This window comes from Piscinibacter defluvii, assembly GCF_004011805.1.
GTDB lineage: Bacteria > Pseudomonadota > Gammaproteobacteria > Burkholderiales > Burkholderiaceae_C > Piscinibacter > Piscinibacter defluvii.
The window spans coordinates 595,340-615,820 of record NZ_RCHJ01000004.1; the positions used below are offsets into that span (position 1 = coordinate 595,340).

The window sequence follows — 20,481 nt, forward strand, 5'->3', positions numbered from 1 at the left end:
CTGCCGGGCGTCTTCGTTTCCGGCGGATACGATGCCCCGCATGACCGCCTACCCCCACCTGCTGGCCCCGCTGGACCTCGGCTTCACGACCCTGCCCAACCGCGTGCTGATGGGCAGCATGCACACCGGGCTGGAGGACGGACGCAAGCACTTCGCGGCGCTGGCCGCCTTCTTCGCCGAGCGCGCGCGCGGCGGCGTGGGCCTGATGGTCACCGGCGGCTTCGCGCCCAACATCGAGGGCTGGGCCAAGCCCTTTGCCGGCACCTTGGCCACCTCGGGCGCGGCGCGCCGCCACAAGGAGGTGACCGACGCGGTGCACGCCGAGGGCGGCCGGATCGCGCTGCAGATCCTGCACACCGGGCGCTACGGCTACCAGCCGCTGTGCGTGGCGCCCTCGCGCCTCCAGAGCCCGATCTCGCCGTTCGCGCCGCGCGAACTGTCGGCGCGCGGCATCGAGCGCCAGATCCGCGCCTTCGTGCGCTGCGCGAAGCTCGCGCGCGAGGCCGGCTACGACGGCGTGGAGGTGATGGGCAGCGAGGGCTACTTCATCAACCAGTTCCTCGTCACCCACACCAACAAGAGAACCGACGAGTGGGGCGGCGCCTACGAGAACCGCATGCGGCTGCCGGTGGAGATCGTGCAGCGCGTGCGCGAGGCGGTCGGGCCGGACTTCATCCTGATCTACCGGCTCTCGATGCTCGACCTGATCCCCGACGGCAGCAGCTGGGACGAGGTGGTGACGCTGGCGAAGGCCGTGGCGCGTGCCGGCGCCACCCTCATCAACACCGGCATCGGCTGGCACGAGGCGCGCATCCCGACCATCGCGACGAGCGTGCCGCGCGGCGCCTTCGCCTGGGTGACGAAGAAGATGCGCGACACGCTGAGCGCCGAGGGCCTGACCATCCCGCTGGTCACCACCAACCGCATCAACACGCCGGAGGTCGGCGAGCAGATCCTGGCCGACGGCTGTGCCGACATGGTGAGCCTGGCGCGCCCGCTGCTGGCCGACCCGGACTTCGTGCGCAAGGCCCGCGAGGGCCGCGCTGCGGACATCAACACCTGCATCGCCTGCAACCAGGCCTGCCTGGACCACACCTTCAAGAACCAGCTGGCGAGCTGCCTGGTCAATCCGCGCGCCGGGCACGAGACGACGCTGCTGCTGCGCCCGGCACCGGCGAGCAAACGTTATGCCGTGGTCGGCGCCGGCCCGGCCGGCCTGGCTGCCGCGACGGCGCTGGCCGAGCGCGGCCACGAGGTGCACCTGTACGAGGCGGCGGCGCAGATCGGCGGCCAGTTCAACATGGCGAAGAAGGTGCCGGGCAAGGAGGAGTTCAGCGAGACGCTGCGCTACTTCGGCCGCCGCCTCGAGGCCACCGGCGTGGTGCTGCACCTGGCCACGCGCGCCGATGCCCACACCCTCGCCGCGCAGCGTTTCGACGCGGTGCTGCTCGCCACCGGCGTGACCGCGCGCGACCCGAAGATCCCCGGCCAGGACGGCCCGAACGTGCTGAGCTACATCGACGTGCTGCTGCACGGCAAGCCGGTCGGCGAGCGGGTGGCGATCGTCGGCGCCGGCGGCATCGGCTTCGACGTGGCCGAGTTCCTGGTCACGCCGCCGGGCCGCTCGCCGACGCTGGACCTGCACGAGTGGATGGCCGAATGGGGCGTGGCCGACCCCGGCGCGGTGCGTGGCGGCGTGGTGCGCGCGCAGCCCGCGGCGCCGGCGCGCCGGGTCACGCTGCTGCAGCGCAAGGCCGGCAAGCTGGGCAAGGGCCTGGGCAAGACCACCGGATGGATCCACCGCGCGGCGCTGCAGATGAAGCAGGTGGAGATGATCGGCGGCGTGAACTACGAGCGCATCACGCCTCAGGGCCTGTTCGTCACCTACGGCGAGCAGCGCAAGGACGGCCAGCTGATCGAGTGCGACACCGTGGTGCTGTGCGCCGGCCAGGAGCCGCTGCGCGAGCTGGAGGCACCGCTGCGCGCCGCCGGCATCGCGGTGCACCTGATCGGCGGCGCACACGAGGCGGCCGAGCTGGACGCGAAGCGGGCAATCGATCAGGGTACGCGGCTGGCGGCCTCGCTCTGAGACGCCATGAGCGGCAGCGCCATGATCCAGAAGTCGCCGCCCTTGTGCAGGTGCTTCACGGCGCCCAGCCGCTCGTAGAAGCCCGGCCCGTCGGTGCCGAACCACAGGCGCTCGAAGCCGCGCGCGCGGGCCGTGTCCATCAGCGCGCGCACCAGCGCCGAACCGATGCCCTGGCCACGCCGGCCGGGCACCACCACCAGCGCAGCCAGCCAGGGATGCAGCTCGGGCAGCGACGCATCGTCGTTGTCGATCAGGTGGATGCAGCCCAGTGGCGTGTCGCCGTCCAGGGCGAGCAGGCTGGCCAGCACGCGGCCCGGGATGCGCCCCGCGAAGGCATCGGCCAGGTAGTCCGCGCTGAGGCCGTCGGGCACACCGGCCCAGAACTCGCGGTACACGAGCGTGGCGACGAACTCGACATGCTGCGGGTGCTCGTGCAGCGGCGCGATGACGACAGCCATGTGCAAGGCCAAATGCGGCTCAGGCGGCTCAGGCGGCTCAGGCGGCTCAGGCGGCTCAGGCGGCACCGGCCAGGCGCCGCGCGCGCGCCAGCGCCGGATGCACGGACGAGACCGTGGCCTGCAGGTGGGTCAGCGCGTCGCGGGCCAGGTCACGCGCGGCGGCGGGCGAGCCGGCCGCCAGTTCACATTCGGCCAGGGCCAGGAGGTCGTCGCCGATGTCGGCGCTGGCCCCCGGATCCAGTGCGCGTGCCCGGGAGACGGCGAGGGCGGCCTGCAGCTCGCGCCGCGCCGCGCCGGCATCGCCTGCCAGCAGCCTGGCGCGCAGCCGGTGCAGCGCATGCCAGGCCGGGTCGCCCGGGCCGGCGTGGCGGCGCAGCAGCGCCTCGGCGCCGTCGGCCGCGTGCCGCGCCTGGCCCGGTGCGCCATCACGCAGCGCCTGGCTGCCGGACAGGATCAGCAGCTCGAGCTGCGCGTAGGGCACGGCACGCACCAGCGCGGCATGGGCGTCGTGCGCCCGGGACAGCCAGGCGCGAGCCTCGGCCGGGCGATCCAGCGCCTGCAACGCCCGCACCACGCCCAGCAGACTGCGCTGGATGCGCTCGTCGTCGCCGACCTCCGTGGCCTCGCGGTGCTGCGCCAGCAGGCCGGCCAGCGCCTCCTCGGCGCGGCCGGCGCGCAGCAGGTGCAGCGGGCGCGGCGGCGCCGCCGCCTGCAGCGCGCGCAAGGGCTGCCCGCCGGCATCGCGAATGCTCGCCAGCACGCGCCGCACCCCGTCACCGGTGGGCGTCTCGCGCCGCTGCCCGGCTTCCAGCAGCGCCTGCGCCTGCTCGGCCAGCGCCATCGCCTGCAGCGTCCGGCCAGCCCGCACGAGCAGCTGCGCGCGCCGCATCAGGGTGTCGGCCTGCATCTCGATCAGGTCCAGACCCGACGCGCTCTCGTCCGACTGCACTCGCTCGACCACCGCCAGCGCACCGGCCACGTCCCCCGCCAGGGCACGCGTATCGGCCTGGTCCAGCAGGCAGGAGCGGCGCGCCTGCGCCGGCCCGCTCGGATCCGCCGGATCGGGCGACAAGGCATCGAGGGCCCGGAGTTCGGCCGCAAACTGCGGCCCGGCGTCGGCGACCTGGCCCGACAGCACGCCATCCAGCGCGAGCCAGCAGGCCACATGGGCGGCGAGCGCGACGTCGCCTGCCGCGCGCGCGTCGGCCAGCGCGTCGCGCGCCGTCGTGCGGAAGCGCTGCAGCGCGCCGAGCTGGCGCTGCCGGTTGGCCACCACGGCCAGCAGCGTGGCACGCACCTGCGCATCGCCGGCGTACTGCACGCGCATCGCCGCGGCGGCGCGGTCGAGACGGCGCGCCAGCTCGCCGGACGACAGGCTGGCCGACATGTCCACCAGCAGGTACTCCGCCAGCACATGGGTGCCTTCGGCGGCGCGTGCCGCCTTGCGCGCGGCCTGCGCCTCGGCGGCGGCCTGGTCGCGTGCGCGCAGGGCGGCCTGGGCCTGCCACCACGCCAGCCCGGTCCCGGCCAGCAGCGCCAGGGTCACTGCCGCACCGGCGCCGACCATCACGCGATGGCGCCGCACGAAGCGCGCGAACCGGTACCCGAGTGCGTCCGGCTGGGCCAGCACGGGCCGGTGCTCGAGGTGCCGCGCGATGTCCTCGGCAAACGCCGCGGCCGTGGCGTAGCGCCGCGCGGCGTCGCGCTGCAGCGCCTTCAGCACGATGGTGTCCAGGTCGCCGCGCAGCGCACGCCGGCGCGGCGCCGGCGCTCGCACGCTCGGTGCCGCCACCTCGGCCCGCGCGACCGCCTCCCCCAGCGCGGCGCGCTCGCCGCGCCGCAGCGTGTAGGGCCGCTGCCCGACGAGCAGCTCGTAGAGCACCACGCCGAGCGCATAGACGTCCGCGGCCGTGCCCACCGGCGCGCCGGCGAGCTGCTCGGGCGCGGCGTACTCGGGCGTCAGCACCGGGCCGGCCTGGCGCGTGAGTTCGGTCTCGACCGTCAGGCCCTGGTCCAGCAGCTTGGCAATGCCGAAGTCCAGCAGCTTCACCTCGCCGGCCCGGCTGACGAGGATGTTGGCCGGCTTCAGGTCGCGGTGCACCACCAGCTGCGCATGGGCGTGCGCCACCGCCCGCGCCGCCTGCAGGAAGAGGCGCAGGCGCGCCGGCACGTCGAGCGCGTGGCGCTCGCAGTAGACGTCGATGCGCTCGCCCTCCACCAGCTCGAGGGCCAGCCAGGGCTGGCCGTCCGCCGCGACGCCGGCGTCGTGCAGGCGGGCGATGTTCGGGTGAGACAGCGAGGCCAGGATCTCGCGCTCGCGCGCCAGCCGCTCGGCCAGGCCGGCACGCCTCCACGCGCCGTGCGGCAGCTTCAGGGCCACCGGTCGGCGCTGCAGCATGTCCTCGCGCTCGGCCAGCCAGACGCTGGCCATGCCGCCGCTGCCCAGCTCGCGCACCAGCCGGTACGGCCCGACACGTTCGGGCAGGGGTGGCGGCGCCGCGAACTGGCCGGTCTCGACCTTGGGCAAGGTGGCCAGCAAGGCGGCGACGCCGGCGCCGGACCGCGCATGGTCGAGCAGCCCGGCCAGCCGCGGAGCGAAGGCACGGTCTTCGGGCGGCAATCCGTCGAGCCAGCGCGAGCGCGCGTCGGCCGGCTGCGCGAGGGCCTCGTCGAGCAGCTCGCGCAGCCGCGCCCAGTGCGCCGGGGTGAGGTCGAAGGCTTCTGCCATGGTGCGTCGCCGCGGCCTCAGTCCGCCCGCGGCCTCGGCCGCTGATCCAGCGCCGGCGGTACCGGACGCAGCCGGTCGAACACCCAGTAGAACAGGTAACCGTAGGCCGCGTACACGGCCGACAGCCCGAGGTCGGCGGCGAGCGCACCCCACCAGCCCAGGTCGGTCAGGGCCCAGATCAGCGGCCAGGTCACCAGCACCGACGAGACCTCGAGCCCGATCGCGTGCACGCTGCGCAGGCCGTGCGGCCGGTCGCTCGCCACGCGCCCAGTGCGCCGGCGCTCGATGCGATCGAACACGGTGTTGTAGAGCGCGGCCCACAGCATCACCGCGATCGACAGCGCGACCACGACCGTGAACGATTCGCCCATGGCCGCGCCGCTCACCCAGGCATAGAGCGGCGCGACCAGCAGCAGACCGATGCCCTCGAACCAGAGCGTCTGGATCAGGCGTTCGCGCGGCGTGCGCAGGCCGGCGTCCATCGTGCTCACCACGGCTCGCTGGCGTACACCGCGATCACCAGCGCGCACACCGGCTCGCCCTCGCAGCGCGCGCTGGCGATCTCGGTGTGCACCGGGCCGAGCGCGACGCCGCGGCCCGCGGTCATCGCGCCGAGCGTGGCGTGCAGGTCCTGCTCGAGCCGCTCGCGTTCGCTGTCGTGCAGTTCGACGAACAGGCCGCGCCCGTCCGCGCCGTCCTGCACCCAGCCGATGCCGGCGTGCACCGCGTGGCCCGGGCGCTCCTCGCGCGCCTGCGACAGCACGCAGTACAGGCGCCGCCCCCAGTGCTGCGCCGGGCTGCGCCAGCGTGCGCGCTCGATGCGCCGGCCGGGCGGGATCACCGAGGAGAGCGTCAGCAGGTTGTAGTTCGCCACACCCGCGTCGCGCAGCGCGGCGTCGAAGGCGGCCAGGGCGGTCGGCCCGCGGCCCAGGCCGCGCGCCAGCACGATGGTGTCGAACGGGTCGTTCATGTTCGTTCTCCCTGTTCACGGCACGATGCGCACCAGCAGCGGCTGCACCGCGAGGCCGTTGCCCGCCGAGCCCGACATCAGCAGCTTGCCGTCGGGCTGCACCAGCAGGTCGTATCCGCCGTCGCGGCCCTGTGCGGTGTCGAAGCGGTGGAACCCGCCGCTGCCGAAGCCGGTGTCCGGCGTGCCGTCGGGCAGGAAGCGCGCGACGATGGCGTCGTACGAGGTCGCGCTGTCCAGCGCGCTGCCGGCCACGACGATGCGCCCGTCGGCCTGCAGCACCAGCGCGGCCGGCGTGTCGGCGCCCGGGCCGATCTGCCGGAAGGCGAAGCCGTTGCTGCCGAAGCCGCTGTCGCGGCTGCCGTCGGCGTTCAGCCGCAGCACGCCGAAGGCGAAGTTGCCGAGTTCGCTGTAGGCCACCGCGAGCAGGATGCGGCCGTCGGGCTGCAGCGCGAGCGCGCTCGCCTCGTCCCCGTTCGGGCTGAGGTCGACGATCACGCGGCCGCCGTTGCCGAAGCCGGCGTCCAGCGTGCCGTCGGGGTTGAAGCGCGCGATGCCGACGTCGCTCTCGTCGCCGCGGTCCTGGCTCACGCGCCCGGCCACCAGCAGCTTGCCGTCGCTCTGCAGCGCGGCGGCGTAGCCGAAGTCGAGCTGGGCGAACTCGGCCACTGCCCGGCCGCCGTTGCCGAAGCCCGCATCGAGGCTGCCGTCGGCGTTCAGCCGCACCAGCCCCATCGCCGAGTCGTCGGTGGTGGACGTGTACAGCGTGGTCGCGATGCCGGCCAGCACGATCTTGCCGTCGGGCTGCAGCAGCACGCGGTGGGCGTGGTCCGGCGCGCCGATCCAGTCCACCTGCAGCGGCTGGCCGCCGTTGAAGCCCGGGTCGCGCGCGCCGTCGGGCTCGAAGCGCGCGGCTGCGAAGTCGTAGGCGAGCGGCGACTGCGAGCTGCCGCGCGCCCGGCCGGCGGCAACGATGCGGCCGTCGGGCTGCACCGCCAGGTCGAGGATCTCGGCGCCAGCATTGCTGCTGCCCAGCACCTCGGTGACACGGCCCTGCGTGCCGAAGCTCGCATCGGGCGTGCCGTCGGGCAGGTAACGCGCCAGCGTGTTGCCGATCGCCGCGACGATGCGCCCGTCGGCCTGCAGCGCGATCGCCTTGGCCGCGCCGGCCGGGCCGGCCGTGACGCGCCCGCCGCTGCCGAAGGTCGGGTCGAGCCCGCTCGCGGGCGGCGGCGCGCTGCAGGTGACGGCGATGTCGTCCACGTCCGCCGCCACCGTGCCGCGGCCGCGCGTGACGCTGCAGACCTGCGTCGGGCTGGACGGCTGCGTGCCCACCCGCACGTCGTAGGCCGCGCCGCTCGCGTAGCGCCCCGGGAACACGAAGCGACCGTCGGCCGCCACCGGCAGCGCGACGGCCCGCGCCTGGTCGCGCAGCACCAGCCCGGTTCCGGCGAGGCCGCTGACCGTGCCGCCGACCGTGAAGGTCGGCGCGGGCGTCGGGGCCGGGCGGTCGTCGTCGCGGATCGTCAGCGTGGCGGTGCGCTGCGTGCCCAGCTCGGCGCAGCCGCGCGGGTCGGCGATCCTCAGGCCGAGGGTCTCGTTCGGCTCGGCCACGCCATCCAGCAGCAGCGGCAGGTGCAGCACGCGGCGTGTCTGCCCGTCACGGAACCAGACGCGCTGCGTGGTGGCCACGTAGTCGCTGCCGGCATGGGCGCTGCCGTCGCTGGTGCGCAGCTCGACGCTGGCGTCGCCGCTGTTGCCGCCCTCGCGCACGAGCACGATGCGCGCGCCCAGCGGCAGCTCGGCGCTGAAGAAGTCGGCCGACTCGAAGGCGATCGCGCCGGCGGCCGGATCGGCCGGTCCCGGGCAGGCCGGCGAGGGGTCCGGCCGCGGGTCGGCCGGCGGCACGTCCACCAGCGGCACCGGCTCGAGCCCGCTGACGATGAAGCCCACCCCGCCGGTGCGCGCCGGGTCGCGGAACCACGCGCCGGCGTAGGACTCGCGGCGGCGGTTGTTCATCGCCTCCACGGTGAGCTCGGTGTCGACCAGGATCTCCGCGCCGATCGGCAGCTTGCCCAGCGGCACCTCCAGCACCAGCGGCTTGATCAGCTTGACGTGGGCGTGGCGCTTGCTGCCGTTGCCGTCGTGGTCGTAGGTGATGAGGAAGTCCTTGGGCTCCCAGGCACCCCACCAGTCCTCGCCGACCTCGTGCTCCCAGTTCCCGACCCAGCCGTTGAGCTGCGCGATGCCGTCGCGGCCCATCAGCGTCTCGAAGCCGTCCCTGGGGTTGGACGGGTCGCGGTCGGCCCGCACGCTGAAGCCGAACAGCACCCGTGCGTACATCGTGTCGCGGCAGTCGCTGACCGTGAAGCCGTCGCCCCAGGGGCATTCGGCGAAGGTCAGCGACTGCAGGTTGCCGTCGATCAGGTCGAGCCGAAGCTCGGTGATCACGTACTTCAGCGTGGCGTCGACGGCATTCTTGCGCCAGCGCTGGTGCTGCGAGTAGCTCACCCGGCCGCCGACCGCGCGGCCGTCGCCCAGCGCGCCGCTGGGGGCCTGCGCGCCGGCCCAGTAGGTCATGCCGTCCGCATTGGAGAACAGCTCCAGCCGCGCGATGGCGTCTCCGCCGTCCGGCGCGTTGAAGGCCAGGCCGCCAAGCTCGTACTCGTCGCCCACGAGGCCGGGCTCGTCGATGCGCGACTCGGGGTGGCTGATCAGCTCCGACAGCGCACGCGAGCTGCCGAGGTAGCGGTCGACCTTCCACGAGCGGCTGATGCTCGAAAGCTCCAGCGGCGGCTCCTCGGGCGGCGGGGGATCGCCGCCGCCGCCGCAGGCGGTCACCAGGGCGGCCAGCACGGCGGCGAGCGGGGCGGCGAGCAGGGCGCGCAGGGGCCCACGCCCCGGGGATCGGGTGTTCATGGCAGTCTCCTTCGTGCCGCTGCGAGCAGCACGGCGTCGTAGCCCAGCGCGCGCTGCCGCGGCGTGGGAGCCACCCGCAGGCGGCCGGGTTGCAGGTTCAGTTCGGGTGCGGCGAGCCAGCCGGACAGCTGCTGCTCGTCGATGCGCGCCGAAGCGAAGCGGCGCGCGCCGACGCGGTAGGTCGTGCAGCGCCGCAGGCAGGCCAGCAGCAGCAGGCCGCCGGGCGCGAGCAGGCTGGCGATGTTGGCCAGGTAGCGCCGGCAGGTCTGCGTGTCGTCGGTCGCGCTGTCGGCGCAGTAGCAGGACAGCACGATGCCGTAGCGCCCGCGTGCGGCCGCGCCGAGCGGGTCGGCCTCGCCGGCGTCGGCGCGCAGCAGCCGGTCGAGGCGCTCGCGCAACAACCGCTCGCGCTCGCGCACGGCCGCCGCGCCGTCGCCGCTGCCCTCGCAGGCGAGCACCACGCGCGTGAAGGCGTTCCAGTCGTGCGCGCCGGGCGCGCCGCGCTGCCAGCGGCGGATCTCCTCGAGGTTGCGCTCGAGCAGGTCGGCCGCGTCGATGCGCTGCGCATGGCGCGCCAGCGGCAGTGCGTGGTGCAGCGTCGGGCCGGCGCCGAAGTCGATCGCACGCGCCACCGGCGGCTGCCCGGCCAGCTCCTCGACGATGAAGGGCAACGTGGCGCGCTCGTCGTCGGCTACCTCGACGCAGTAGTGCCGCAGGTAGTCCGCCGGGCGCCAGTCGGCGAACGGGCTCACTGGAGCACCCTTTGCACCGCGTGCTGCGGGGTGCGCGCCGGGGAGCGGCCCGGCGCGCTCATTCGGCCGTCCTCAGCAGCAGCCAGGCGATGCCGGCCAGCACCAGCACCGCCACGCCCTGATCCAGCAGCGGCCAGTGCAGCACGCGCCCGCTGAGCGCCGCGACGCCGATGATGGTGGCGCCGAACCAGACCAGCGTCTGCGCCTCCGGGCTCACCACGCCCCACTGCGCCAGCTCGCGCAGCGCGAGCCAGTACATCAGCACGCCGAACTGGAAGCTCAGCGCCGAACGCAGCGCCTCGGCCCAGCGGAAGGCACCGTCCTGCCAGACCCGCGCGGCGTACACGAAGCCGAGCGCATCGCCCAGCCCGCACAGCAGGGTCAGAACCACGACCCACAGCAGCGTCACCATGGCCACCTCCTGTCCGCGTTATAGTAGTTACTGCTACCACTATTTCCAGGCGACAAAATGGGGGGTAAGCTCCCGACTCGCATACGCCATGGCCCGCCCCCCCACCGACGTCCCCGCCCGCATCCTCGCGGCGGCCGAGCCGCTGTTCGCCGAGCTCGGCTTCTCGGGCTGCTCGCTGCTGCGCATCGCCAAGGCGGCCGGCACCAGCGAGTCCGGCGTGCTGCGCTTCTACGCCTCCAAGGAGGACGTGTTCTTCGCGGTGATCGAGGCCGCCCTGGCCGAGCTGCACGATCGCATCGATGCGGCGCTGGCGGCACCGGATGCGCCGCCGCCCGAGGCGGTGGTCGAGCGTCTGGTGCTGCTGCTGCGGGTGGTGTTCGACATGTACGCCGCGCACCCGGACAAGGCGGCGCTGGTCTTCTCCGAGGGCGGCCTGTCGGTCTACATGCTGCGGGGATCGGCCGGGCGCACGCTGATGACGCTGCCGGGCATGCTGCGCCTGGTCGAACGCGTCGATGCGCTGTTCGCACAGGGATGCCGGCGCGGGCCCTTCGTCGGCATCGACCCGGTGGCCGGGCGCGAAGCCTGGTTCGGCATCGTCGAGGGGGCGATCCTCGGCTGGTTGCTGGCCAGCGCCCCGGAGGGCCACTACTCCTCGGCCTCGGCGCGCAAGATCCTCAACGTGGCGCGCAAGATGCTCCTGGGGCTGACGCTGCCCTGAGACGCGGTGCACGGTTCGCTCCTTCCGGCACCCGCAGGGGCGCCCCTGCCAGGAAGAACGAAACCGGGTGGTCCGATCCGGACACGGCCCGCGGCGACGTCAGCGCAAGGCCTCGGCGAGGAACAGCCGCGCCTGCTCCCAGTCGCGCCGCACGGTGCGGTCGGTGACGCCCAGCGCCTGGGCGATCTCCAGGTCGTTCAGGCCGCCGAAGTAGCGCAGCTCGACCACCTTCGTCATGCGCGGGTCGACCCGCTCCATCTCCTGCAGCGCCTCGTGCACGCGCAGGATGTGCTCCTCGGCGCTGGGCAGGCCGGCCTGGTCGGCCACGTCGCCGGTCAGGGTCAGCAGCTGCACGTCGCCGCCGTGGCGCTCGGCCTGCCGCTGGCGCACCAGGTCGACGATGATCGAGCGCATCACCCGGCCGGCATAGGCGAGGAAGCGCGGGCGGTCGGGGAAATCCGGCGGCGGCGTGCGGCTGAGCTTCAGGTAGGACTCGTGCACCAGCGCCGTGGTGTCCAGCATCACGTCGCGCCCGCCGCCGCGCAGCCGCGCGCGCGCGAGCTGGCGCAGCTCGCGATAGGTGGCGGCGAACAGCGTGTCGACGGCGCCGTCGCCAGGCGGAGGATCGAGCGGCATGTTTCGGGCGTGGCAGTGGCGAGTCCGGACTATGCCGACTCGGCGCCGGCGCCGTCCACACCCCGAGCGCGTCAGCGTCTGGGGATGGACGGCGCCCCCCGGCCCGGCGCACCGTGGCGGCCCATGCCATGAAACGCTCGTTCGACCTCTCCCCGGATGCCTGGCGGCGCCTGCGCGGCCTGCTCGACCAGGCGCTCGCGCTGCCCGCCGGGGCCCGCCAAGCCTGGCTGGCCACGCTGCAGGGCGAGCAGGCCGCACTCGCCCCGCGCCTGCGCGCGCTGCTGGCGCTGACCGGCGCCGCGCCGCACACCCTGCCCCGGCTGGACGATGCCGACGAGCGCGCCGGCAGCCGCGTCGGCCCGTACCGCCTGCTGCACGAACTCGGCCGCGGCGGCATGGCCAGCGTCTGGCTGGCCGAGCGCGAGGACATGCTGCAGGGCCGCCGCGTGGCGCTCAAGCTGCCGCACGGCGCCTGGCGGCGCCCCGGCCTGGCCGCGCGGCTGGCACGCGAACGCGAGATCCTCGCCACGCTCGAGCACCCGCACATCGCGCGGCTCTACGACGCCGGCGTGGCCGACGACGGCCAGCCCTGGATCGCGCTCGAGCATGTCGAGGGCGAGCCGGTCGACGACTGGTGCACCCGCCGTGCCGCGCCGGTGGCGCAACGCGTGCAGCTCATGCTGCAGGTGTGCGACGCGGTCGCGCATGCGCATGCGCGCCTGGTGGTGCACCGCGACCTGAAGCCCGCCAACATCCTCGTCGACGCCGCCGGGCAGGCCAAGCTGCTGGATTTCGGCATCGCGCGGCTGCTCGAGGACGACCCCACGCAGCCGCCGCTGACACGCGACTCCGGCCTGCTGCTGACCCCCGAGTACGCCGCGCCCGAGCAGATCCTCGGCCGGCCGCCGGGCACCGCGGCCGACGTCTATTCGCTCGGCGTGGTGCTCTACGAGCTGCTGGCCGAGCGCCGCCCCTACCACCTGCCGCGCACCACCCCGACCGCACTGGAGGAGGCGGTGCTGCACGGCGTGCCGCCGCGCCCGAGCGACGTGGCCGGCCCGGCGCGCCGGGCGGCGCTGCGCGGCGACCTCGACGCGATCGTGCTCAAGGCCCTGGCCAAGGACCCGGCGCAGCGCTACCCCGGCGTCGCGGCACTGGCCGAAGACCTGCGCCGCCACCTCGCGCACGAGCCGGTGCAGGCGCGCCCGGCCGGCACGCTCTACCGGCTCGGGCGCTTCGCGCGCCGGCACCGCGCCGCGCTCGCCGGCTCGCTGGTGCTGGCCGTCGCGCTGCTCGGCGGCGCCGGGCTGGCCGCCTGGCAGGCCGGCGTCGCGCTGGCGGAAAAGCGCCGCGCCGACGAGGTGCGCGACTTCATCACCGCGGTGATCCGCGATGCCGACCCCGCCGCCGGCCGCGGCCAGGCGCTGCCGGCCGTCGAGCTGCTGCGCCGCGCGCTGGCGCGCATCGCGGCGATCGACACGCAGCGCAGCGAGCTGCGCGTCGAGCTGCTCAACGTCACCGGCGAGGCCCTGCTGAACCTGGGCGACGCGCGCACCGCGCAGGACACGCTGCGCCAGGCGGCCGACGAGGCCGCGGCCCGGCTGCCGGCCGACCACCCGCTGGGCCTGCAGGCCCGCGTGCTGCTCGTCGTCGCGCTCGGCCAGCACGAACACGCCCCCGAGCTGCGCGCCCAGCTCGACACGCTGCTGCCGCTGCTGCGGCGCCGGCTCGACACGCACCCGGCGCTGCTGGTGCGCGCGCTCGAGCAGCAGGCCCGGCTCGAGCTGGCCGCCAGCCGCGGCCCGGCGGCGATCGCGGCGGCACGCGAGGCCTTCGCGCTCGCCCTGGCGCGGCTGGGCGAACGCGACGGCGTGACGGTCGGCGCCTCCAACACCCTGGCCGAGGCCGAGGAGCTGCACGCCGCCACGCCGGCCGAGAGCATCGCGGCCGCCGAGCGCGGCTTGCGCTTCGCCGAGCGGGCCCACGCCGGCGCGGCGGCCCATCCGCAGGTGGTGCGGGTGCGCGAGATCCACGCGATGGCGCTGGCCGACGCCGGCGAGGACGCCCGCGCCGTGGCGCAGTGGGAGGCGGCGCGCCGAGAGGCGGTGCTGGCCCATGGCCCGGACAGCCTGGTCGAGGGCCTGATCCTCGGCAACATGGTGGCGGCGCTGCGCCGCCTCGGGCGCGTCGAGCAGGCGCTGCAGGCCGCGGCACGCTCGGAGGCGCTGCTCGGGGAACGGCTGGCGGGCGACTCGCGCACCCGCGCGCTGCACCTCACCTACCGCGGCACCGCCTGGCTGGCCGCGCGGCGCGGCGGGCGCGCCGCCGAGGATCTGGCGGCCGCGCACGCCATCCTCGCGCGCCTGCAAGGCGCCGCCAGCCTGGAGGCGCTCGATGCCCGCATGCTGCAGGCAGTGGCGCTGGCCTACGCCGGACGGCACACCGAGGCGCAGCGGGAGCTGGCCGAGGTGCTGCCGGCGACGCAGGCATCGTTCCCGGACAGCCTGCACCATGTGCACCACGCGCGCGGCATCGTGCTGCGCCTGGCGGGACGTCCCGCCGAGGCGCTGGCGGCGCAGCAGCAGGCGCTGCAGGCCCTGCCGCCGCGGCTGCGCGGCACGCCGCTGGGCACCTATCTGGTCGAACGCATCCGCCCCGAGATCGGCTTCGCGCAACTGGCGCTCGGGCAGCAGCGCGCCGCGCTCGAGACGCTGCAGCAGTCGCTGGCCGAGATGGAGCGCCGCCAGCAGGCCGTGCCACCGCTGCGTGCCGAGGTCTGGGCCGCGCTGGCGCTGGCCCGGCGCGGGCTCGGCCAGCCCGAGCCGGCGCAGTCGCTGCAGGCGCAGGCCGATGCCTTCTGGCGCGGCTTCGATCCGGACGGTGCGGCGCGGCTCAGTCGCTGACCTTGACGCCCTTCCAGAACGCCACGCGGCCCTTGATCTCCTTGGCCGCCTCGCTCGGCTCGGGGTAGTACCAGACGGCGTCCGGGTTCAGCTCGCCGTTGACCAGCAGGCTGTGGTACCTGGCCTGGCCCTTCCAGGGGCAGCTCGTGCGGTGGTTGCTGAAGGCGAGGAACTCGCGCCGGACGCTGCTCTCGGGGAAGTAGTGGTTGCCCTCGACGACCACGGTGTCGTCGCTCTCGGCGATCACGACGCCGTTCCAGGTGGCTTTCATGCTCGGCTCCTTCGAAACGCTCAAGCGTAGCGTGCTGCGGCGCGGGCCAGGCGCTCGCGGATCAGGGCGACCAGCGGCTTGTCACCCAGCACGGTGACGCTGTCGCCGTGGCGCAGGATGTCCATCGCCAGCTCGGTGGGCTCGCTGTAGGGCACCTGCAGTTCGTAGCGGCCGTCCTCCAGCCGGCGACCCTGCTGGCGCGGATGCCACTCCTCGCTGGCCACCCACTGCGCCGCATCGGCATCGAACAGCAGCGTGGCCCAGCGCACCTTGGCGTCGCCGCCGCCGAACACGCCGTAGCCGGCGTCCAGCGCCGCTTCCAGCTCGCGCAACGCGATCGGCTTCGCACGCGTGTCGAGCGCCCGCGCGTCGCGCACCGCGTCGAGCGCGAAGCGGCGCAGGCCGTCGCTGGCGTGGCACCAGGCGTCGAGGTACCAGGTGCCGCGGTAGTGCACCAGGCGCTGCGGCGACACCTCGCGTTCGCTCTCGCGTCGGTCGCGCCGCGTGAAGTAGCGCAGCCACAGGCGCTGGCGGCGCAGCAGCGTGCTGCCCACCAGCTCGAACCAGCGGCTCGGCACGCGGCGCCGCGCGGTGCCGATCAGCTTGACGCGCTTCACCAGCTCGCGCGAGCCGGCCGCGTCGGGCCCGAGCATGCCCTGCAGGCGCTCGAGCATGGGCTGCAGGTGGCGCGAGAGCACACCGTCGTCGTCCAGACCCGCGAGCAGCTGGTGCATCGACAGCAGCGCGTGGATCTCGTGCTCGCTGAACCACAGGCCCGGCAGCTCGTGGCGCTCGCCACGCGCGGCCGTGCCGTCGAAGCGGTAGCCGTTGTCGTGCGCGTCGTAGACGATCGGCGCGTTCAGGCGCTCGCGCAGGTAGGCCAGGTCGCGCTTGAGCGTGGCGCGCGACACGTCGAGCACCTCGGTGAGCTCGGCGAAACTGACGCAGCCGCGCGCGCGCAGCAGCATCTCGATCTTGTAGAAGCGTTCGGTGCGGTCCATACCATGCAGGTGGCTCACCAGATGAGCCACCGATCGCGAGCATACCCCTAGCGCAACATCATGGGGTGGCTCACGTGGTGAGCCACCTGAGCGCGAGACTGTCTCCACCGCCGCAGCCCGCGGCACCTTGCGGAGATCGCCATGTCGACCACCACCCCCCTGCTCCAGGACGCGCCCGCCGGCGCCTCGCTGACCGCGCACGAGCACATCGGCTTCGAGCTCGGCTGGGACTACGCGCACCACGCGCTGCTGCCGCCCGCGCCCTACGACCAGCAGCCCTCGGCGCTGCGCCACGGCCTGCTGGCCGGGCAGGCGGCCTTCGGCACGCGCACGCTGCAGCCCACGCGCCACGTGCGCAAGTGGCTGCAGCTGCGCCTGCACGCCTGGCTGCGCGGGCGCAGCGTGGAGCTGGTGCAGGTGACGCCGCACTACCTGCAGCAGCTCGAGGCGAGCCACTGCCCGATCACCCGCGTCGCGCTCTCCACCGCCACGCTGGAAGGCAGCGACGCCTCGGTCGACCGGGTGCGCAACGACGCCGGCTACGCGGCCGGCAACCTGGCCGTGATGAGCGCCAAGGCCAACCATGCCAAGGGCGCGCTCGGCTTCCGCGAGACGGTGCGGCTGACGCGCGACCTGGAGATCGGCCACATCCGCGCCGCCGGCGGGCTGACGGTGCCGCAATGGGCGCGCGTCGCGGTGCTGTGCAGCTTCGTCACGCCGCTGTCGCACGAGGAGGCGAGCGCGCTCCCGATGCTGGTGTTCCCGCCCAACCGGCTGCGCCTGTTCAACCCGGTGCAGGCGCTGCAGGCCTTCGTCGGCCGGCAGCTGCTGAGCCCGGGCTGGGCGCAGCGCCTGGCGCGCTTCGAGGCGCTGCTGCCGGGCAAGCCGGCGCAGCGCGCCTTCCGCCAGTTCTTCTACGCGCTGCTGCCGCGGGTGCTGGAGGCCGGCCGCACCGAGGACCCGCAACGCGCCCGCTGGGCCGTCGAGGACGCCTGGCGCAACCCGCTCGTGCTGCAGCGCTGGACCTTCTTCGCACGCCTGCTGACGCCACAGAAATGTGAGTCCCTGCTTTCCAAGGCATCGGCGAAGAAGCTGGCACCCCAGCACATCGAGCAGATCGCGCCGGAACGGGCCACCGAAGGCTGGCAGCTCGAGTCGCGCGGCTATGTGCCGCATGCCGTGCTGATGAAGCGCAGCGCCGGGCCGCGCAGCGCCGCGGCGCGGGCCCAGCAGGCCAGCCTGCCGCTCTGACTGCTCGGGCCGGTCGGGCCGCCGATCCTAATGACCCCGCGGTCATTAGGCCCAAGTAAATCAAACGATTGATTTACTTGCTAGGATCGCGGCCCCATGACCGACGTCGCCCGCAGCCCCCGCCCCCGCCCGCAGCGCAGCGACGGCGAGCAGACGCGCGAGCGCCTGATGCACGCCGCGCTGCGCCTGTTCGCGCAGCACGGCTTCGAGAAGACCTCGACACGCGAGATCGCCGAGGCCGCCGGCACCAACCTGGCCGCGATCAAGTACTACTTCGGCGACAAGGCCGGGCTGTACCGCACGGTGTTCTTCGAGATGCAGGGCAAGCCGGAGGACGAGATCGAGCGTTACGCCGACCCCTCGCTCAGCCTGGCCGAGGCGTTGCTCGGTTTCTACACCGGCTTCGTCGAGCCGCTGCGCGAGGGCGACGTGGCGCAGCAGTGCATCAAGCTGCATGCGCGCGAGATCCTCGAGCCCACCGGGCTGTGGCAGCAGGAGATCAGCGAGGGCATCCAGCCCATGCACGAGGCGCTGCTGGCGGTGCTGGCGCGCCACCTCGGCGTGGCCACGCCCGACGACGAACTGCGCCGCCTGGCGATGTGCCTGGCCGGGCTGGGCGTGCACCTGCACATCTGCACCGACGTGATCGACGTGGTCGCGCCCGCGTTGAAGCAGGGCGCACAGGCCTGGGACCGCTGGCTCGACCGCCTCGTCATGTACGGCCTGGCGATGGTCGAGGCCGAACGCCAGCGCCGTGCCACCCCCGAGCCGTCAGGAGAGACCCCGCGATGACCCCCCGCCTGTGGCTGGCCCTGCCGGCCGCCCTGCTCACCGCCTGTGCCCAGCTGGGGCCGACGCCGCCGACCGCCACGCCGCCCGACGCGCCGCCGCAGTGGCAGGCCCCGTTGCCGCACGCCGGCTCGCCCGGCGAGCTGGCCCGCTGGTGGCAGCAGTTCGACGATCCGCTGCTGCCGGCGCTGATCGAGGCCGCCCAGGCGGCCAGCCCGACACTCGCCGCGGCGCGCTCGCGCATCGAGCAGGCGCGCGCCGCGCGGGTGGCCGCTGGCGCCGCGCTCGGGCCGACGCTGGACGCTACGGCGAGCGCCTCGTACGGCCGCTTCGACCTGCAATCGCCGCGCGCCGGCAGCGCCTCGGTCGGCCTGCAGGCCGGCTGGGAACTCGACCTGTTCGGCGCCGGCCGCGCCGGGCGCGACGCCGCCCAGGCGCGCTTCGAGGGCGCGCAGGCGGCCTGGCACGAGGCCCGGGTGTCGGTCGCGGCCGAGACGGCCTCGGGCTACCTCGCGCTGCGCGCCTGCGAGGCCCAGCTGCTGCCCACCGAGCAGGACGCCACCTCGCGCGCCGAGACCGCGCGGCTCACTGAGCTGGCCGCCCAAGCCGGTTTCCAGCCGCCGGCCAGCGCCGAGCTGGCACGTGCCAGCGCGGCCCAGGGCAATGCCGCGCTGAGCCAGCTGCGCGCCCAGTGCGCGCTGCAGCTCAAGGCGCTGGTGGCGCTGACCGGCCAGGCCGAGCCCGCGCTGCGCGAGCAGCTGGCCGCCGGCCGTGCCCGGCTGCCGCAGCCCGCGGCGCTCGGCGTGGCCGCGGTGCCCGGCGCGGTGCTGGCGCAGCGCCCGGACCTCTACGACGCCGAACGCGAGCTGGCCGCCGCCGCGGCCGACGCCGAGCAGGCGCGTGCGCAGCGCTGGCCGCGTGTCACGCTGGCCGGCAGCATCGCGCCGACCCGTCTGTGGCCGCAGGACGGCCCGAGCCTGCAGGGCACGGTCTGGAGCGTCGGCCCGCTGGCCGTGACGCTGCCGATCTTCGACGGCGGCCGCCGCGCGGCCGACGCCGAGGCGGCGCGCGCCCGCTACGACGCCGCCGCGGCAGCCTACGCCGCGCGCCTGCGCACGGCGGTGCGCGAGGTCGAGGAGGCGCTGGTCGCCCTCGACAGCACCGCCGCGCGCGGCGAGGATGCCCGCGTCGCGGCGCTGGGCTACGAGCGTTCGTTCCGCGCCGTCGAGTCGCGCTACCGTGGCGGCCTCGCCAGCCTGTTCGAGCTGGAAGACGCACGCCGCAGCGCGCTGGCCGCGCAGAGCGCGCTGATCGACCTGCAGCGCGAGCGCGTCGCCGCCTGGATCGCGCTGTACCGTTCCCTGGGCGGCGGCTGGACCGCCACCGACCTGCGCGCCACCGCGCGCGAGTGACCCTTCATCGCCACGAGCGAAGCCCACAAATGAACACCAAGAACCGCCTGCTCCTCGTCGCCGCGCCGCTGGCCCTCGCCGCCGCCGCGGTGCTCGTCACGCTGGCCGCCCGGGCGGCCGACGACAAGCCCGCCGCGGCCGCCCCTGCGCGGCCCGCGCTGACCGTCACGGTCACGCAGCCGCAGCCCGCCACCATGGCCCTGAAGGTCGCCGCCAACGGCAGCATCGCCGCCTGGCAGGAGGCCAGCGTCGGCACCGAGGCGAACGGGCTGCGCCTGGCCGAGGTGAAAGTCAACGTCGGCGACGTCGTCAAGCGCGGCCAGGTGCTGGCCAGCTTCGCGCCGGACACCATCGCCGCCGAACTCGCCCAGGCGCGCGCCGCGGTCGCCGAGGCCGAGGCCACGCTGGCCGAGGCCGGCGCCAACGCGCAGCGGGCGCGCGAGCTGCAGGCCACCGGCGCGCTCTCGGCCCAGGCGATCAACCAGTACCTCACCGCCGAGCGCACCGCGCAGGCGCGGCTCGAGGCGCAGCGCGCGGTCGTCAAGACCATGCAGCTGCGGCTGGCGCAGACCCAGGTGCTGGCCCCGGACCACGGGGTGATCTCGGCACGCAGCGCCACCGTCGGCGCGGTGCTGCCGGCCGGGCAGGAGCTGTTCCGCCTGATCCGCGGCGGCCGGCTCGAATGGCGTGCCGAGGTGTCGGCGCCCGACCTGGCCCAGCTCAAGCCCGGCCAGAGCGTCACCGTCACCCCGGCCGGCGGCGCGCCGGTGCCGGGCAAGGTGCGCATGCTGGCGCCCACCGTCGACCCGGCCACGCGCAACGGCATCGTCTACGTCGACCTGCCCGAGCCGGGCGCGGCGCGCGCCGGCATGTTCGCGCGCGGCGAGTTCGAGACCGGCACGGCGCAGGGCCTGTCGCTGCCGCAGAGCGCGGTGCTGCTGCGCGACGGCTTCAGCTACGTGCTGCGCGTCGGTCCCGATTCGAAGGTGGTGCAGACCAAGGTGAGCACCGGCCGGCGCTGGGGCGACCGCGTGGAGATCACCCACGGCATCGACAAGAGCGCGCGCGTCGTCGCCTCCGGCGGCGGCTTCCTGGCCGACGGCGACCTCGTGCGCGTGGTCGATGCGGCCCCGCCCGCACCGCAGAAGACCGCGTCTTCCAAGTAAGCGGAG

17 protein-coding genes are annotated in these 20,481 nt (G+C 74.7%); 7 read left to right on the forward strand and 10 right to left on the reverse strand.

Going from position 1 to position 20,481, the window contains the following annotated elements; all coding sequences use genetic code 11:
• Positions 1-40 precede the first annotated feature (40 nt).
• A complete protein-coding gene (locus D9C15_RS15445; protein WP_127998732.1) occupies positions 41-2,089 on the forward strand; it encodes an NADPH-dependent 2,4-dienoyl-CoA reductase in 2,049 nt (682 codons plus the stop codon).
• On the opposite strand, the gene D9C15_RS15450 is transcribed toward D9C15_RS15445, so the two are convergent.
• The 7 genes from D9C15_RS15450 to D9C15_RS33415 are packed head-to-tail and all read right to left on the reverse strand — an operon-like array spanning position 2,059 to position 10,325.
• Positions 2,059-2,547: a GNAT family N-acetyltransferase gene (locus tag D9C15_RS15450; protein WP_127998734.1), complete on the reverse strand. Its 489-nt coding sequence runs from the start codon at positions 2,545-2,547 to the stop codon at positions 2,059-2,061. The genes D9C15_RS15445 and D9C15_RS15450 overlap by 31 nt on opposite strands.
• Before the next feature lie 55 nt (positions 2,548-2,602).
• Positions 2,603-5,275 (reverse strand): serine/threonine-protein kinase, encoded by a 2,673-nt coding sequence (locus D9C15_RS15455; RefSeq protein WP_127998736.1) that lies wholly within the window; start codon positions 5,273-5,275, stop codon positions 2,603-2,605.
• Positions 5,276-5,292: 17 nt separating this feature from the next.
• Positions 5,293-5,757 (reverse strand): PACE efflux transporter, encoded by a 465-nt coding sequence (locus D9C15_RS15460; RefSeq protein WP_240668427.1) that lies wholly within the window; start codon positions 5,755-5,757, stop codon positions 5,293-5,295.
• Between the two features lie 5 nt (positions 5,758-5,762).
• Positions 5,763-6,245: a pyruvoyl-dependent arginine decarboxylase gene (locus tag D9C15_RS15465; RefSeq protein ID WP_127998740.1), complete on the reverse strand. Its 483-nt coding sequence runs from the start codon at positions 6,243-6,245 to the stop codon at positions 5,763-5,765.
• Positions 6,246-6,260: 15 nt separating this feature from the next.
• Positions 6,261-9,161 (reverse strand): Calx-beta domain-containing protein, encoded by a 2,901-nt coding sequence (locus D9C15_RS15470; protein ID WP_127998742.1) that lies wholly within the window; start codon positions 9,159-9,161, stop codon positions 6,261-6,263.
• Positions 9,158-9,913: a guanitoxin biosynthesis pre-guanitoxin forming N-methyltransferase GntF gene (gene gntF, locus D9C15_RS15475; protein WP_127998744.1), complete on the reverse strand. Its 756-nt coding sequence runs from the start codon at positions 9,911-9,913 to the stop codon at positions 9,158-9,160. Before gntF ends, D9C15_RS15470 begins: the two co-directional genes overlap by 4 nt.
• 58 nt (positions 9,914-9,971) lie before the next feature.
• Positions 9,972-10,325 carry a hypothetical protein gene (locus tag D9C15_RS33415; RefSeq protein ID WP_164886733.1) on the reverse strand — a complete coding sequence of 118 codons (354 nt, stop codon included), beginning with the start codon at positions 10,323-10,325 and terminating at the stop codon, positions 9,972-9,974.
• Between the two features lie 88 nt (positions 10,326-10,413).
• On the opposite strand from D9C15_RS33415, the gene D9C15_RS15480 reads away from it, so the two are divergent.
• The gene (locus tag D9C15_RS15480; protein ID WP_164886734.1) at positions 10,414-11,046 is read left to right on the forward strand and encodes a TetR/AcrR family transcriptional regulator; all 633 of its coding nucleotides are present in this window, start codon (positions 10,414-10,416) and stop codon (positions 11,044-11,046) included.
• A gap of 99 nt (positions 11,047-11,145) precedes the next feature.
• Here D9C15_RS15480 and D9C15_RS15485 read toward each other — a convergent pair whose 3' ends face one another.
• Positions 11,146-11,682 carry an ECF-type sigma factor gene (locus D9C15_RS15485; RefSeq protein WP_127998748.1) on the reverse strand — a complete coding sequence of 179 codons (537 nt, stop codon included), beginning with the start codon at positions 11,680-11,682 and terminating at the stop codon, positions 11,146-11,148.
• Positions 11,683-11,810: 128 nt separating this feature from the next.
• Between D9C15_RS15485 and D9C15_RS15490 the strand changes: the two genes are divergently transcribed.
• On the forward strand, positions 11,811-14,585 hold the full coding sequence (locus tag D9C15_RS15490; protein ID WP_127998750.1) for a serine/threonine-protein kinase: 2,775 nt from the start codon (positions 11,811-11,813) through the stop codon (positions 14,583-14,585).
• Here D9C15_RS15490 and D9C15_RS15495 read toward each other — a convergent pair.
• A complete protein-coding gene (locus D9C15_RS15495; RefSeq protein ID WP_127998752.1) occupies positions 14,575-14,856 on the reverse strand; it encodes a DUF427 domain-containing protein in 282 nt (93 codons plus the stop codon). The genes D9C15_RS15490 and D9C15_RS15495 overlap by 11 nt on opposite strands.
• A gap of 20 nt (positions 14,857-14,876) precedes the next feature.
• A complete protein-coding gene (locus D9C15_RS15500; RefSeq protein ID WP_240668418.1) occupies positions 14,877-15,875 on the reverse strand; it encodes a helix-turn-helix transcriptional regulator in 999 nt (332 codons plus the stop codon).
• Between the two features lie 123 nt (positions 15,876-15,998).
• Here D9C15_RS15500 and D9C15_RS15505 point away from each other — a divergent pair, with 123 nt between their 5' ends.
• From D9C15_RS15505 to D9C15_RS15520, 4 genes are all read left to right on the forward strand, one after another.
• The gene (locus D9C15_RS15505) at positions 15,999-17,108 is read left to right on the forward strand and encodes a hypothetical protein (RefSeq protein WP_127998754.1); all 1,110 of its coding nucleotides are present in this window, start codon (positions 15,999-16,001) and stop codon (positions 17,106-17,108) included.
• A 96-nt stretch (positions 17,109-17,204) separates the two neighbouring features.
• Positions 17,205-17,900, forward strand: coding sequence for a CerR family C-terminal domain-containing protein (locus tag D9C15_RS15510; protein ID WP_127998756.1), 696 nt, complete (start codon positions 17,205-17,207; stop codon positions 17,898-17,900).
• On the forward strand, positions 17,897-19,309 hold the full coding sequence (locus tag D9C15_RS15515; RefSeq protein ID WP_127998758.1) for an efflux transporter outer membrane subunit: 1,413 nt from the start codon (positions 17,897-17,899) through the stop codon (positions 19,307-19,309). Before D9C15_RS15510 ends, D9C15_RS15515 begins: the two co-directional genes overlap by 4 nt.
• Before the next feature lie 29 nt (positions 19,310-19,338).
• The gene (locus D9C15_RS15520) at positions 19,339-20,475 is read left to right on the forward strand and encodes an efflux RND transporter periplasmic adaptor subunit (RefSeq protein ID WP_127998760.1); all 1,137 of its coding nucleotides are present in this window, start codon (positions 19,339-19,341) and stop codon (positions 20,473-20,475) included.
• Positions 20,476-20,481: the final 6 nt, after the last annotated feature.

What these genes read in the sequence shown, in the direction of transcription:
- D9C15_RS15445 (WP_127998732.1), top strand. Translation starts at nt 41, where the DNA reads ATGACCGCCTACCCCCACCTGCTGGCCCCGCTGGACCTCGGCTTCACG.
- D9C15_RS15450 (WP_127998734.1), bottom strand. Translation starts at nt 2,547, where the DNA reads ATGGCTGTCGTCATCGCGCCGCTGCACGAGCACCCGCAGCATGTCGAG.
- D9C15_RS15455 (WP_127998736.1), bottom strand. Translation starts at nt 5,275, where the DNA reads ATGGCAGAAGCCTTCGACCTCACCCCGGCGCACTGGGCGCGGCTGCGC.
- D9C15_RS15460 (WP_240668427.1), bottom strand. Translation starts at nt 5,757, where the DNA reads ATGGACGCCGGCCTGCGCACGCCGCGCGAACGCCTGATCCAGACGCTC.
- D9C15_RS15465 (WP_127998740.1), bottom strand. Translation starts at nt 6,245, where the DNA reads ATGAACGACCCGTTCGACACCATCGTGCTGGCGCGCGGCCTGGGCCGC.
- D9C15_RS15470 (WP_127998742.1), bottom strand. Translation starts at nt 9,161, where the DNA reads ATGAACACCCGATCCCCGGGGCGTGGGCCCCTGCGCGCCCTGCTCGCC.
- D9C15_RS33415 (WP_164886733.1), bottom strand. Translation starts at nt 10,325, where the DNA reads ATGGTGACGCTGCTGTGGGTCGTGGTTCTGACCCTGCTGTGCGGGCTG.
- D9C15_RS15480 (WP_164886734.1), top strand. Translation starts at nt 10,414, where the DNA reads ATGGCCCGCCCCCCCACCGACGTCCCCGCCCGCATCCTCGCGGCGGCC.
- D9C15_RS15485 (WP_127998748.1), bottom strand. Translation starts at nt 11,682, where the DNA reads ATGCCGCTCGATCCTCCGCCTGGCGACGGCGCCGTCGACACGCTGTTC.
- D9C15_RS15490 (WP_127998750.1), top strand. Translation starts at nt 11,811, where the DNA reads ATGAAACGCTCGTTCGACCTCTCCCCGGATGCCTGGCGGCGCCTGCGC.
- D9C15_RS15495 (WP_127998752.1), bottom strand. Translation starts at nt 14,856, where the DNA reads ATGAAAGCCACCTGGAACGGCGTCGTGATCGCCGAGAGCGACGACACC.
- D9C15_RS15505 (WP_127998754.1), top strand. Translation starts at nt 15,999, where the DNA reads ATGTCGACCACCACCCCCCTGCTCCAGGACGCGCCCGCCGGCGCCTCG.
- D9C15_RS15510 (WP_127998756.1), top strand. Translation starts at nt 17,205, where the DNA reads ATGACCGACGTCGCCCGCAGCCCCCGCCCCCGCCCGCAGCGCAGCGAC.
- D9C15_RS15515 (WP_127998758.1), top strand. Translation starts at nt 17,897, where the DNA reads ATGACCCCCCGCCTGTGGCTGGCCCTGCCGGCCGCCCTGCTCACCGCC.
- D9C15_RS15520 (WP_127998760.1), top strand. Translation starts at nt 19,339, where the DNA reads ATGAACACCAAGAACCGCCTGCTCCTCGTCGCCGCGCCGCTGGCCCTC.